The following is a 15,523-nucleotide window of genomic DNA, read 5'->3' as shown; positions in this document are numbered from 1 at the left end:
AAAATACCTTTGATAAAATAAAAAATAATTTATTAAAAAAATGGAAAATACACTTTTTATGAAGCGATTTTCCACTTTAAATTAACTTCTTTTTAATTATTTTGCTTTCTTATCAGAATTATTAGTTTTTTCTGATTTTTTTTCTACTCTAAAATTATCTAAACTAATTACTTTAGAACTTTGATGTTCTACTTTTGGTTTAGTTTTCTTTTCAATTTTAGTTTCAGTTTTCTTACTTGCTTTATTTAAGAAGCGTTCAACTCTTCCCTTAGCTGCAACAAATGTTTGCTTTCCAGTATAAAAAGGATGACATTTATAACAACTATCAACACGAATCTCTGGACCTTTTGTTGAACCACTTTTAAAGTGATTATTACATGTTATGCAAGTAATTTCAGTCACAAAATATTTAGGATGAATGTTAGCTTGAGCCATAATAGGCACCTCACTTTAAATTTACTAAATTTATTTATTAATCTTATTTTTTTATATTTTCAAAAATAAAAATCACTTATAAATATTACCATTATCAAAGTAAAAAAGCAAATTTTTCTGAATAAAAGATTGAGTAAAATTAAGATACTAAAGGATTTTCTTTTAAAAAAGTAAGACAATTTGCAACTTCATTTTCACTCAAAGGGCAAGTACTAAAATCAACAACCTTATCTAAATATTTTTCATCTAATTTATTATCTTTAATATCTGCCCATATTTCATTAGGATTTTCAATTGTTAAATATTTACCTTGTGAAATATTACAATAAGTACAAATATTAACAACAAAAGTTTGATTAAGATTTTCACTGTAACGATCAACAACTGTTTGATAATTATGCTTTAAATACTGATCAAGGGTTGGAAATAATCCTGGTCCACCAAAATGAAAATTGAAGTCTTTTAAAACTTGTCTTAATTGATAACTAGGAAAATAACCATAAACATTAATTGGTTTTTCACATTTTCAACATAATTGTGTTCATTGATAAATTTTAATACCATTTTCTTGAAAAAAATTAAAAATAAAATTTGTTAACGGCATAAAATATTGACATTCTGAATAATTACTACATTTTACTACCATCATATCTGCGTCATGCTTAATTTCTAAGAACCCATTTTGACATAAGTGACATTTAACTAATGGTACTATTTCATTTATTTCTTGATAACCTCAGCGATTTTCATTTCTCAATAAACGAGCAATACCTCGTTTTAATAAAATTATTACTAGAATCGTTGCGACAATAAATCAAATTAAATAAAGCGCTATTGCAATAAAAGTACCCATTTTAATAAAAAGCATTGCTAATCAATAAGGGCTAGTAACAAAGTCAAAGATGGGAACCAAAGTCATAATAATTAAATATCCCGGTGTTTCAAGACTTTTGAAATTATCCAACATTTTTAAACTTGAACCTAACATCATTAATAACAATCCTGCTAACATTAAAGTTTCAATAATTAAATAATAAGTATATTTAGTTATTCATTTATCATGATTAAAAATTACTTTAATAAAATGAATATTAAAATAAAATCAAAAAATTAAATAAAAACTACAAATAATTCAAAATGTTCCTATAATTCATAAATTAATATCAGAATTAAGATAATTAAATAAAACCGGAAAAATTTTTGCAAAAGCAAATAAGTTTAATGATTTATTAACAAATAAAACACTAGATACATCAACCAAAAATGGTAAAATCAAAATAAAAAATAAAGACATTAAAATCAAATCAATTATTGTATAAATTGAAACATGCAATTTCTTTGACATTTTATACTCCCTATCAATAACCCTTATGTTTTTATTATACAAAAAAAAGCACTTTTTATACATAGAATAAATAAAAAAATCATTGCTTAAAACAATGATTAATTATTTATCTTTTTTAATTGTGGGAAAAATAAAACATCTTTAATACTATCCTGACCTGTAATTAACATTACTAAACGATCAATACCAATTCCTAAACCAGCCGTTGGTGGCATCCCATATTCTAAAGCAGTAACATAATCGATATCAATTTCTGAAGCAGCTTCATCATTACCTTGTGCTTTTTCAGCAACTTGTTCTTGAAATCGTTGATATTGTTGAATTGGATTATTTAATTCAGAATAAGCATTGGCATATTCACGACCATTAATAAAAAGTTCTAAACGATCAGTAAAATTAACACTATCTTTACTTAATTTTGCTAAAGGTGAAATTTCAACTGGATAATGATAAATAAAAGTTGGTTCAACTAAAGTTTCTTCAACAAAATGTTCAAAAAATAAATTAATAATATGTCCAACACCAGTATGATGTTTATCAACTTTAATTTGATATTTTTTTGCTAAAGCAACTGCTAATTTATAAGCTTGTGCTTTTTGTTTTACAACTAATTTTTCATTGTCATTTTTATCATATTGTTCAATTAAGTGAACAATTTTATTAAATTCTTGAGTAAATTTTTTATCATCAACTTGTTTAATAGCATCAATCATTTTAATTCTTTTTCACGGTTTAGAAAAATCTAACGATACTTCTTCAATTGCATCATTAGTAACTTTTTTTGCCGTAATTGTTAAATTTTTATTAACTTTGTTAATAATATATTTAATCGTATTTTCAATTAAAGGAAAGAGAAAATTAATATCTTGATAAGCAATATAAGCTTCAACAGTAGTAAATTCTGGATTATGTTTTGGACTAATTCCTTCATTTCTAAATAAACGACCAATTTCATAAACACCTTCAAAACCACCAACAATTAAACGTTTTAAATGTAACTCAGTAGCAATTCTTAAGTAAAAATTAGTATTTAAAGCATTATGGAAAGTAACAAAAGGTTTTGCTGTTGCACCACCATAAATATCTTGTAAAATTGGTGTTTCTACTTCTAAATACCCTTGTTGATTAAAATATTCTCGTAAAGCATTAATAATTGCTGTTCGCTTAATAAAAACATCTTTAACTTCATGATTAATAATTAAATCAAGATAACGATGACGATAGCGGTCTTCAATATTTTTAATCCCATGTCATTTATCAGGTAATGGTCGCAGTGCTTTAGTCAACATTACTAACTTCAATACTTTAACAGTTAACTCACCTGTTTTGGTACGCATAATTTGCCCTTCGATACCAAAAAAATCACCAATGTCACCATAATCAGCAAATAAATTAAACTCTTTATGATTTAGATTATTCGTATTTAAGTAAATTTGAAAACGACCATATTGATCTTGTAAATCAGCAAAAATTGAATTCTTACCCATTGCTCTTTTTGTCATTAATCTTCCAGCAATTTTAATTTGATCAGTTTTAGCTTTATGAGCAAGTTTTTCTAATTGTTCTTTGTCCTTATTATTGAATTCTTGATTTAAAGTTGAACTATTATAGTTTCTCTGTCAATTACGACCATAAACATCGTAATGTTCTTTTTCTAATTCTAACAATTTTTGATAACGATTTTCTTCTTGTTCTTTGAAAACTCGACCGTTGATTAATTGTTCTTGTTTTTGTTCCATTAATTTCAATCCTTTGTACTAAATATTATTGATATTATTTTATCTAATTATTATTAACAAATAAATATAAATAATTAAAATTTCTAATTCTTTCCCGAAAAAAACTAAAAAATTATTTACAATCAATTTTTTATTTGTTATTATGTAAATGTCTTTGGTTGCCAAAGGCTTTTACACAAAAATGTTAGCGGAGTAAGATAAAGGTCTTAGTCCCTGAGCGGTAAGGTATCCGTAAAGCCTAAGCGAGGTAATTCTTTTTAAGGATTACCTCTTTTATATTTCTTGAAAAATTAATATAATGATGACAATCATTTGAAATGAAATTAAAATTAGGAGGAAAAATGTATGAATAATAAAAAATATTATCTTGGTCTTGATCTTGGTATCTCTTCTGTCGGGTGAGCAGTTATGACTAAAGATGAAGATGACTATTATATTGATGATTTTGGTGTCAGACTCTTTGATTGTGCTGAAAGTCCAAAAGATGGAACAACTAATGCTGAAGAAAGAAGAAAATTTCGTAGTGCTAGAAGACTAAACCGTCGTAGAAAACAAAGAATCAATGAATTAAAAAATTTCTTAGAAAAAAATCAAATTATCTCAAAATCTGAAATTGCTGATTTTTTTAGTAATTTTAAAATTACTAACAATATTCAATATGATGATACAAAATATTTTAATCCCTATACAATTAGAGTAAAAGCTTTAACCGAAAAGTTAACACCACAAGAACTAGCAGTAGCATTAATTAATATTGCTAATCATCGTGGTTATAATGATAAATTTTCTTTTGGTGAAGAAAAAGAAAATAAAAAAAGTAAATTAAGTGAATCAATTAGTAAAGGTGAAAAGATTGTTAAAAATTATCAAACAATCGCTCAAGCTATTTTAAATGAACAAGATTTTAAAAACTCAAAAAATCAAGGAACTTTGGGTTTAATTCATAATAAAATTAAAAAATCTAATGATAAACAAATTACTAATGAAAACAATCAAGAACAAACAAAAACTCCGGTTTCTAACTATCGTTATTTATTTGCTCGTGAAGATTACAAAAAAGAATTAGAATTAATTTTAACAACTCAAGGCAAATTTTATCCGCAACTAGCAAATGAAAGTAATCGTAATAAAATTATTAATGATATTATTTTACGACAACGAGATTTTGAAGAAGGACCAGGACCGAAAAATAAGGAAAAATATGACTTATGAGCAAAAAATATGCCAAGTCATCGTCTTTTTCAACCATTTTTAGAAACCGAAGGTAAATGTTCATTTTATCCTAACGAACCAAGAGCTTATCGTTGTTCTTTAACATTTGAACTATTCCGTTTTATTTCTGATTTATCAACTTTTACTGTTAAAAGCCTTGATGAAGGAACAACTAGTAACATTGCCAAAATATTCTTTGATAATCTTAAACAAGGAATAATTCCCAGTAAAAATGATTTAAAAAAAATTATTAAAGAAAACACTGAACTTAGTGAAACTGACTTTACTAATAATCCAGCATGAAAAAATATTAAATCTGTTAATTTTAATTATTTAAAATTATTAAAAGAACTAATTCCAAATGAATTTAAAACAATAGATATTAGTAGTTTAAATAATCATTTATTTAACAAACTAGGTAAAATTCTTCATGAAAATATCACTCCGCAAAGAAGAAAAGATAACTTAATCTTATTTTTCAAGGAAAATAAAATTGATTTAACTGAAAAACAAATTGAAGAAAAATTTTTAGGCTTACCTTCTTCTATTAGTACAAGTACAGGAAACACTTCTTTTAAATACATGGAAGAAGCAATTAATGCTTTTGCTAAAGGGATTTCATATGGTAATTTTCAAGCTGATTTTGTTGAAAAGAATGAAGAAAAAATGTTTAATTTTAAAATTAGTAATAAGTTATTTCAACCAATTAATGATCCAGACTTACAAAAGAATGCTGTCGTATTTAGAGCAATTAATCAAACAAGAAAAATTATTAATGCTCTACATCAAGAATATGGTTGATTTGAAATAATTAATGTTGAAGTAGCAAGAGAATTAATGAAATCTTTTGAACAAAGAAAAGAAATCAAAAAATCTAATGACCTTCGTTTTGACGAAAAATTAAAAATTCAACATGAATTAGATAATAATAATATTGACCCAAAAGAAATTAATATTAAAAAATATCGGTTATGAAAACAACAAGAACAAAAATGTATTTATTGTCAAAATCATCATGAAATTACTTTAGATGACTTTAAAAATAGCAATGCCTTACAGATTGATCATATTATTCCACAATCAAAAATAGCCGATGATTCATTTAACAATTTAGTTTTAGTTTGTAGTAAAGCTAATCAAGAAAAAACAAATCAAACACCATTGCAATGATTAGCAACTAATAAAGAGCATAAAACTTCATACTTAAACTTTATTAATAAAGTTATTAGAAAAAATCTTTCTGATAAAAAATACCAATATCTAATAACTAAAGATTTAGATTCTGAAATGATTGATGAATTTGCTTCAAGAAACTTAAATGATACTAGATACATTACTCGTTATGTTGCCAATTGATTAAATTCACAATTTAAAAATTGAACAGAAATCACTGGTGAAGTAATTCCAACAAAAGTACAAACAATTAACGGTGGTGTTACTTCAAGATTTCGCCGCACTTGACTTAATAATAGTCCTTGAGGCTTAGATGAAAAAGTAAGAGAAATAACTCCATTCCATCATGCCGTTGATGCAATGATTTTAACCCAATTTATTTCTGTAACTTATGTAAACTTTGCTACTGATAGTGCTAATATTATTAATTTAAAAAGAAGTTTATCTAAAGGTTTCATAAATCAATCACAATACAAAAATCATTGTGACGAAATTTTAAAAAAATGAACAATTGGAAAATTACGAGATGATTTAGGTAGACGCTTAGAAAAGTTAATTAACAAAGAAATTAGTAACTTTAAAGTAATGGCACCTCTAGTAAAAAACTTGCAAGAAATTATTGAAACTAGAATTCCTGTGAGTTTAAAAATTAAAAAAGAAAACAAAGAATTTAAACTAAAAAACTCTCAAGATACAGTTTTTAAACCAATTAAAACTCCAAAATTTGTTGAAGTTTTAAATCAAGAAAGTTATTATGACAAACTTAAAGAACTAAACTTAAAAGGTAATATTCATTATCCTTTCATTTCTTATAAAATTGACTATAAACTTTCAGGTGGTTTTACTTCAAGTCAATTACCTGTATCACATGATAAAATTAAAAAAGACATTAATAGTGAATCTTATTTTAAAGATAAAAATAATACACTATGAGAAATTAATAGCTATTATGGTGTTATATTTGATCAACAACATAACTTCAAACCAATTTGAATTAGAAGAATTAACGCTACAAAAGAAGAATTAAATAAATATAAAAAACAAAATATTTTAGTACTTAGAACTTTAGTTGAATATTATGATAAGAAAACTAATAGAAAAGTTATTAAATTATTTAATGGTAGAATGGGTGCGTCTGTTTATGCAAATTTATTAGGTACAACTAATATTCAAAACTTAAATAAAAATAAAGAAATATTTGGTAATCCTAATTATTATGATAGTATAAATAACTGACAACAAGAATTTAAAATAGTAAAACCTAATATTTTAGGAAAATTAGTTACAAATTAGTTATAAAGGTAGATATATTTAAGAAATTAAATATATCTACTTTTCATTTGAAATAAAAAATAAAATTAATTTATAAACTACTTTATTTTTTGATAAAATTATTTTGAGGTTTTAGTCCGCTGACATTTTTGTGTAAAATTAAACAAATTTAAATTCGCTTCAAAAGTCATTTTTGTTTTAGTCCGCTGACATTTTTGTGTAAAATTAAACGAAAAAAACAACTTAACAACGCGCAGAGAAGTTTTAGTCCGCTGACATTTTTGTGTAAAATTAAACAAATAAAAAGAGCATATTTTCATACGGTATGTTTTAGTCCGCTGACATTTTTGTGTAAAATTAAACTTAGTTTCAGGCTTAAAGCTTAAGCTTTCAGTTTTAGTCCGCTGACATTTTTGTGTAAAATTAAACGGCAAGGTAAGTAGCATTGCTATTAGTAGCGTTTTAGTCCGCTGACATTTTTGTGTAAAATTAAACGCTTTTTTATTTATACCAAAATAATTATCAGTTTTAGTCCGCTGACATTTTTGTGTAAAATTAAACATTTATTTTTACAAAGATTTAAAGCGATTTGTTTTAGTCCGCTGACATTTTTGTGTAAAATTAAACGAAAACGGAGACTTTAAAAAATGAATTTTGGTTTTAGTCCGCTGACATTTTTGTGTAAAATTAAACTAATGTAATTTCGCTTGCTTTTCGCATTTTGTTTTAGTCCGCTGACATTTTTGTGTAAAATTAAACTAATTACATATGTCAGCATTTTTTAAAGGCGTTTTAGTCCGCTGACATTTTTGTGTAAAATTAAACCTTTATTTTTTTTCTTCTTTTTTTATGCCTGTTTTAGTCCGCTGACATTTTTGTGTAAAATTAAACGGACCCTTTACCAACCCCCCCCCCCCGAAAATCGGGTTTTAGTCCGCTGACATTTTTGTGTAAAATTAAACAAATATACTTACTGGAGCAATGACTGACTTGTTTTAGTCCGCTGACATTTTTGTGTAAAATTAAACGTAATATTTACCTATCAGCAGGAAGAACTGGTTTTAGTCCGCTGACATTTTTGTGTAAAATTAAACAAGTTTTTATCAGAATGAAATAACAAATACGTTTTAGTCCGCTGACATTTTTGTGTAAAATTAAACCGCCAGACGACGCAAAAATCGACCCCCAGCGTTTTAGTCCGCTGACATTTTTGTGTAAAATTAAACGGGACCTTTTACTAACCACCCCCCCCCTTTGTTTTAGTCCGCTGACATTTTTGTGTAAAATTAAACCCTGTTTTAAAAGTAAACTTTGCATTTCCGGTTTTAGTCCGCTGACATTTTTGTGTAAAATTAAACTACAAGCACAAATTGACCGCTTGAGTTTTTAGTTTTAGTCCGCTGACATTTTTGTGTAAAATTAAACTTTTACTAACCACCCCCCCTCCGAAAATCGTTTTAGTCCGCTGACATTTTTGTGTAAAATTAAACAATGCTTGGTGGGTAACCGTAAATGCTCCCGTTTTAGTCCGCTGACATTTTTGTGTAAAATTAAACGATGAAATGAAAGTCTGTCGATTTGTGCTTGTTTTAGTCCGCTGACATTTTTGTGTAAAATTAAACTGGAATTGAATTAATTCCAGTAAAAATTAAGTTTTAGTCCGCTGACATTTTTGTGTAAAATTAAACGGAACGGGAAGCAATGACTACAAAAGACAAGTTTTAGTCCGCTGACATTTTTGTGTAAAATTAAACCAATTGATTGAAAAGACCAACCAACTAAAAGTTTTAGTCCGCTGACATTTTTGTGTAAAATTAAACGAAGCGGGAAATGTAAGTAACGATATCAAGGTTTTAGTCCGCTGACATTTTTGTGTAAAATTAAACGTATTTAATGATACAACTTTTAAATCAATAGTTTTAGTCCGCTGACATTTTTGTGTAAAATTAAACAACAAACAGGGTCGGTATTGACTCACTTGGGTTTTAGTCCGCTGACATTTTTGTGTAAAATTAAACGACATCAAGCGAAAAGAAAAACTGGACTTCGTTTTAGTCCGCTGACATTTTTGTGTAAAATTAAACAAAAAAAATGAACTTTGACGAAAAAATAAAGTTTTAGTCCGCTGACATTTTTGTGTAAAATTAAACAGACATTTATGTCTATAATTACATATGTCAGTTTTAGTCCGCTGACATTTTTGTGTAAAATTAAACTCCCGTTTTATGACAACGGAACCGAGCGGGGTTTTAGTCCGCTGACATTTTTGTGTAAAATTAAACAGTTTGAAGCGGGAAATGTAAGCAACGACAGTTTTAGTCCGCTGACATTTTTGTGTAAAATTAAACGAAAAATTAAACTTTCTAAAAGTGGCGAAAGTTTTAGTCCGCTGACATTTTTGTGTAAAATTAAACAAAAAAAGAGGTATTTTAAAATGAACTTTGGTTTTAGTCCGCTGACATTTTTGTGTAAAATTAAACATTAAGAGTTAGCAAGTGAGCGAGAACATAGTTTTAGTCCGCTGACATTTTTGTGTAAAATTAAACACCCAGCAGACAAACCAACAGCGGAAGAAAGTTTTAGTCCGCTGACATTTTTGTGTAAAATTAAACAACGAAATCACCAATACGGGAAATCAACGAGTTTTAGTCCGCTGACATTTTTGTGTAAAATTAAACAATTAAGGGACCTTTTACAAACCACCCCCCGTTTTAGTCCGCTGACATTTTTGTGTAAAATTAAACTTATTTAACAACTACCGGGACTTAATAAAAGTTTTAGTCCGCTGACATTTTTGTGTAAAATTAAACATTGATCGCATAAATATCTGGAGGGTAACCGTTTTAGTCCGCTGACATTTTTGTGTAAAATTAAACATTGATCGCATAAATATCTGGAGGGTAACCGTTTTAGTCCGCTGACATTTTTGTGTAAAATTAAACCCGTTTTTTATTCAGAATTTTAACTTTTTAGTTTTAGTCCGCTGACATTTTTGTGTAAAATTAAACACCGGCATCGTTATTCCAATAGTCGTATATGTTTTAGTCCGCTGACATTTTTGTGTAAAATTAAACTCTATTTCAGAGAATCTATATTCGTTATAAGTTTTAGTCCGCTGACATTTTTGTGTAAAATTAAACAAAAAGAAAGGCGGCCGGCGGCCGACAAAGGTTTTAGTCCGCTGACATTTTTGTGTAAAATTAAACTTGATTGTTTTGGAAGTATTTAGCGGAGTTGTTTTAGTCCGCTGACATTTTTGTGTAAAATTAAACTTAAACCTTTAGAAATAATTAATAATGAAAGTTTTAGTCCGCTGACATTTTTGTGTAAAATTAAACATAAACCAAAGAAAAAAGAAAATAATTATTGTTTTAGTCCGCTGACATTTTTGTGTAAAATTAAACTAATTGCAGCTAATTTCAAATTTTCACATTGTTTTAGTCCGCTGACATTTTTGTGTAAAATTAAACTTTCAGATTCTAAAGAATCATTTTTATATAGTTTTAGTCCGCTGACATTTTTGTGTAAAATTAAACAATTTTTTAAAAAATAAAAACTTTGATTTTGTTTTAGTCCGCTGACATTTTTGTGTAAAATTAAACGACAATCACGATCATATGTTATTTTTTGCAGTTTTAGTCCGCTGACATTTTTGTGTAAAATTAAACAAAAAGATAAAATATTAGATTTTGATGAAAGTTTTAGTCCGCTGACATTTTTGTGTAAAATTAAACTGTGGAAGTCAGTTAAAATGTGGTTTATAAGTTTTAGTCCGCTGACATTTTTGTGTAAAATTAAACAAAAAAGATCGTAATATCTTTTTAGGCAGGGTTTTAGTCCGCTGACATTTTTGTGTAAAATTAAACGGTTCATAATTGTAATAGAACTTGGAATACGTTTTAGTCCGCTGACATTTTTGTGTAAAATTAAACTATTAGACATCAAGATACATTAATTGAAGTGTTTTAGTCCGCTGACATTTTTGTGTAAAATTAAACTCATAATTTTTTTTCTTTCTCAATATATTTGTTTTAGTCCGCTGACATTTTTGTGTAAAATTAAACCTGATTATCGGTCTTATTGGTTGCCGACAAGTTTTAGTCCGCTGACATTTTTGTGTAAAATTAAACAGGTCCTCACAGGGAACCGGAACCCGCCTAGTTTTAGTCCGCTGACATTTTTGTGTAAAATTAAACCCTTTTTTTTTATATAAGCTGTTCCGTTTGTTTTAGTCCGCTGACATTTTTGTGTAAAATTAAACTAAGGGACCTTTTACTACCCCCCCCCCCCCAATCGGTTTTAGTCCGCTGACATTTTTGTGTAAAATTAAACAAATTAATTGTATAAATATATTGAATGAAAGTTTTAGTCCGCTGACATTTTTGTGTAAAATTAAACATTTTCTCACTCCATAATCGCTTGTCTAAAGTTTTAGTCCGCTGACATTTTTGTGTAAAATTAAACGCAGGTAATAATACTTGGACACTGCTTAAAGTTTTAGTCCGCTGACATTTTTGTGTAAAATTAAACTATCTCCAGAAGCAGAACTATTAGGTAATCGTTTTAGTCCGCTGACATTTTTGTGTAAAATTAAACCTTGTTAATAATAATTCATATGGGAATTCAGTTTTAGTCCGCTGACATTTTTGTGTAAAATTAAACTTCAGCCATTATCGCCCAGAAAACCAGCCAGTTTTAGTCCGCTGACATTTTTGTGTAAAATTAAACTTTTCATTTTCTCACTCCATAATTGCTTCTGTTTTAGTCCGCTGACATTTTTGTGTAAAATTAAACCAACAAACAAGAAAGGATGTGAGAAATCGCGTTTTAGTCCGCTGACATTTTTGTGTAAAATTAAACCAAGCACGCAAAGAAGCATCTGCGAACATCGTTTTAGTCCGCTGACATTTTTGTGTAAAATTAAACCGCCAGACGACGCAAAAATCGACCCCCAGCGTTTTAGTCCGCTGACATTTTTGTGTAAAATTAAACCGCGTGTTTATTTTTCGACATACAGAACATGTTTTAGTCCGCTGACATTTTTGTGTAAAATTAAACTCACAATCGGCCGAAGGGTAAGGTTCTTTTGTTTTAGTCCGCTGACATTTTTGTGTAAAATTAAACTACAAAAAGAATATTGAAGTTAAACCTTCGGTTTTAGTCCGCTGACATTTTTGTGTAAAATTAAACGATAATAATGTTTCTTTTTCTGTAGAAACAGTTTTAGTCCGCTGACATTTTTGTGTAAAATTAAACAAGCATCAGTTTCTTATAATCATAAATTTAGTTTTAGTCCGCTGACATTTTTGTGTAAAATTAAACCGAAAAAGGCGCAGTAATATATACGCGCTAGTTTTAGTCCGCTGACATTTTTGTGTAAAATTAAACGTTTGGTTAAAGTATTAAAACAAAATATGAGTTTTAGTCCGCTGACATTTTTATGGAAATTTATATAAAATAAAAATATTTTTATGTTAATATTATTTATATAAAATTAATAATCCGTTAATATCTTTGTGTAAAATTAAAATTAATTAGTAATAAAAGTCAAGGAGGGGATTTTAGTCCACCGACATTTTTGTGTAATTATTATTCTACAACTTGATATAACACTAAATATTTAATAAAATATTTGTGAGTAAATGAAAGAGTTAAATCTTTCATTTTTTTTATTTAAAAATAGGAGGTGAAAATCATTTCATGAAAATCAATAATTATTAAAAAATCAGATAAAATATCATTAAAACAAAATCAACTATGTGTAACAACACTAGAGAAAGAAGCATTATTTAGTTTAAATGATCTTAATTGCATAATTTTAGAAAACAACTATACCTTTATCACAACACAAATCTTAGCTAAATTAGTTACTAATGATGTATTTATCATTATTTGTGATGATAAATATGACCCAGTTGGTATAACTTTATCATTAAACCAACACTGACAACCGCTATTAGTTTTTGAAAAACAATTCAATTTCACAGAAAATGAAAAATTAATTTTAAAAACTGAAATTATTAAATATAAACTAAAAAATACCCTGCTAGTTATGCAAACTTTAAAATGTCGTGAAAAAAGTATTGAAACAATTGAGAGATTTATTAAAACTTTAGCTTTTGGTGATGAAACAAATCGTGAAGGATTAGTTGCTAAAGTATTTTTTCGTGAATTATATGGATCTAATTTTATTAGATTTAGTGATGATGGAATTAATAATGCTTTAAATTATGGTTATAAAATATTAACAGGTGCAATTTCTAGAACAATAAGCAAATATGGTCTTAACAACTATTTAGGACTTTTTCATATTGGTAAAACTAATCCTTATAATTTAGCATGTGATTTTATCGAACCTTTACGACCTTTAGTAGATTATTGAGTAACTAAAAATATTGAAACAATAACAGAACATGTTTCTTATGATCATCGTTTAAAACTAATTGATTATTTATTAAATTCCAAAGTCATTATTAATAAGAAATATGTCACAATAACTAAAGCGATTGATTATATGATTCGTTCTTATATAACAGTTTTAAATGAGAATAATACTAATAAATTAGAGCTACCAGTACTAGATTTTAATCCAATTGAAGAAGAAAATTCTGATGAACAAGATGAGATTTAGACACATGCGACTATTTATTATGTTTGACTTACCAGTTAAGACAAAAAAAGATGTTCAAAATTACAATAAATTTCGAAGAAAACTATTAAATCTAGGATTTTATATGGTACAACTTTCAATTTATGCAAAATTATGTATTAACCATGATGAAGTAGCAAAAAATAATGAAATAATTAATAAAAATTTACCACCAAAAGGAAATATTCGTTGCTTAACTGTTACTGAAAAACAATATGAAATGATGAAAGTACTTATTGGTACAAAATCATATCAAGAAGAAATTACAACGAATAAATATCTAATTGAACTTTAAAGATTGGAAAAAAGTAAAATGAAACAAATACAATTTTCTAATAGTTTTTTTACTGAACAAACTATTCAACTTCATAATAATATGGCAATAATTATTGGTGATAATGGTGTTGGAAAAACATCTTTATTAAATACCTTAGAAAAAGGTTTTAAGGGAAAAAATAATAAATTTACCATTGATAATGAACCAGTAGCAACTGACAATTATCAAGTTATTTATTTAAAAGAATATTTTAATTTAAAAGAACATTTAAAATTAACTAAAACTTCATCATTTCGTAATGATTTAATTCAGAATCTCAATCAAGCATTAATCACAACAAAAGATGATCAATATAAAGATTTATCAAAAAACTTGGAAAAAATTGAAAATGACTTTTTAGGATTATTAAATAAATTATATTTTTGAAATGCTGATAATAATATTAAAAATCATTTAATTTTAAAACCAAAAATAGAATCTTTTTCAATTAGTAATTTAGTTGATAAAATGTTAAAAATTGAAATTTATGATAAAAATATTGAAAACATTATTGATGAAGAAAATTATAGTCATTTATTTTTAAGAATTCTATTATTTAATATTTTAAATAATGTTTCACGACAAAAAGATAAGTTAAGACCAACAGTAATTTTATTTGATTTACCAGAATTATATGGCACACCAAAATTACTTAATCAAATTAATAATTATTTAAAAAAAATCAATCAAGAAAGCAATACAATCATTATTATTGTTTCTAACAGTCCCGAATATTTAAAATTATTGAAACCAAGTTTATTAGCTATAAATTTAGTAACAGAAAAAGAAATCTTTTTTATTAGAAATCTTGAAAAAATTATTCGCGAATCAATCATTAGCTTTTCTTTTTGCGATAGTGACATTAAAGATTTATCTATTTATAAAAGTGATTTAAATCATTTAATTGATCAAGAAGATATTACAAAAGAAATAAATTATATTGAAAATTATCTTTATGAAAAAATTATTAATAGTTTATTTGCTGATGAAATTGAATTATGGTTTAAAGAAGCAGTAAAAACTAGTAGTGAACAATATATTGTTCAATGCGAAGGAATTTTTAAAGATTTAGTCTTTATTTATAATCTTCTTTTTACTGGTTTTAATCTACTTTGCCAATGAAAAAATAGTAACCAAATTGCAAATTTTATTAAATTAACTCCATATTTAAATAATTAATATTTAAAAAAGATATGGAAATATTCTTGTTCATGCTATCATTATTATATAAAATATTTTTTTAATTAGGAGGGGGTAAAAAAAATTAAAAAATAAAAAAAACACCTAATCTCATAAGAGACTAGGAGAAGACGATTCCTAAAGAACCTTGCACAATTTTAAATTGCACTCACATATAAATTATATTAAAATTATAAAATTTG

The 15,523-nt window shown here is 26.5% G+C and carries 7 protein-coding genes and 1 CRISPR repeat array; of the genes, 4 read left to right on the top strand and 3 right to left on the bottom strand.

Going from position 1 to position 15,523, the window contains the following annotated elements; genetic code table 4:
• Positions 1-96: 96 nt before the first annotated feature.
• The 3 genes from rpmE to LT335_RS02000 form a co-directional block, all read right to left on the bottom strand.
• Entirely contained in the window at positions 97-435 is a 339-nt protein-coding gene (rpmE, locus tag LT335_RS04670; RefSeq protein ID WP_349665629.1) for a 50S ribosomal protein L31, read from the bottom strand.
• Between the two features lie 139 nt (positions 436-574).
• Positions 575-1,780: a hypothetical protein gene (locus LT335_RS02005; RefSeq protein WP_249728269.1), complete on the bottom strand. Its 1,206-nt coding sequence runs from the start codon at positions 1,778-1,780 to the stop codon at positions 575-577.
• Positions 1,781-1,878: 98 nt separating this feature from the next.
• The gene (locus tag LT335_RS02000; RefSeq protein WP_249728268.1) at positions 1,879-3,519 is read right to left on the bottom strand and encodes a lysine--tRNA ligase; all 1,641 of its coding nucleotides are present in this window, start codon (positions 3,517-3,519) and stop codon (positions 1,879-1,881) included.
• 345 nt (positions 3,520-3,864) lie between these two features.
• On the opposite strand from LT335_RS02000, the gene cas9 reads away from it, so the two are divergent.
• The 4 genes from cas9 to LT335_RS01980 all read left to right on the top strand — a co-directional run bounded on the left by cas9 (position 3,865) and on the right by LT335_RS01980 (position 15,320).
• Positions 3,865-7,197, top strand: coding sequence for a type II CRISPR RNA-guided endonuclease Cas9 (cas9, locus tag LT335_RS01995; protein ID WP_249728266.1), 3,333 nt, complete (start codon positions 3,865-3,867; stop codon positions 7,195-7,197).
• A gap of 108 nt (positions 7,198-7,305) precedes the next feature.
• Positions 7,306-12,630: a CRISPR direct-repeat array (repeat unit 36 nt; unit sequence GTTTTAGTCCGCTGACATTTTTGTGTAAAATTAAAC).
• A gap of 232 nt (positions 12,631-12,862) precedes the next feature.
• Positions 12,863-13,807, top strand: a complete 945-nt coding sequence (gene cas1 / locus LT335_RS01990) for a type II CRISPR-associated endonuclease Cas1 (RefSeq protein ID WP_249728264.1) — start codon at positions 12,863-12,865, stop codon at positions 13,805-13,807.
• Positions 13,788-14,120 (top strand): CRISPR-associated endonuclease Cas2, encoded by a 333-nt coding sequence (gene cas2 / locus LT335_RS01985; RefSeq protein WP_249728262.1) that lies wholly within the window; start codon positions 13,788-13,790, stop codon positions 14,118-14,120. Before cas1 ends, cas2 begins: the two co-directional genes overlap by 20 nt.
• 18 nt (positions 14,121-14,138) lie before the next feature.
• Positions 14,139-15,320, top strand: a complete 1,182-nt coding sequence (locus LT335_RS01980; protein ID WP_249728261.1) for an ATP-binding cassette domain-containing protein — start codon at positions 14,139-14,141, stop codon at positions 15,318-15,320.
• Positions 15,321-15,523 lie beyond the last annotated feature (203 nt).

Source organism: Spiroplasma attinicola, from assembly GCF_023509825.1.
Taxonomy (GTDB): domain Bacteria; phylum Bacillota_I; class Bacilli_A; order Mycoplasmatales; family VBWQ01; genus Spiroplasma_D; species Spiroplasma_D attinicola.
This window is presented reverse-complemented; position numbering and strand designations above follow the sequence as displayed.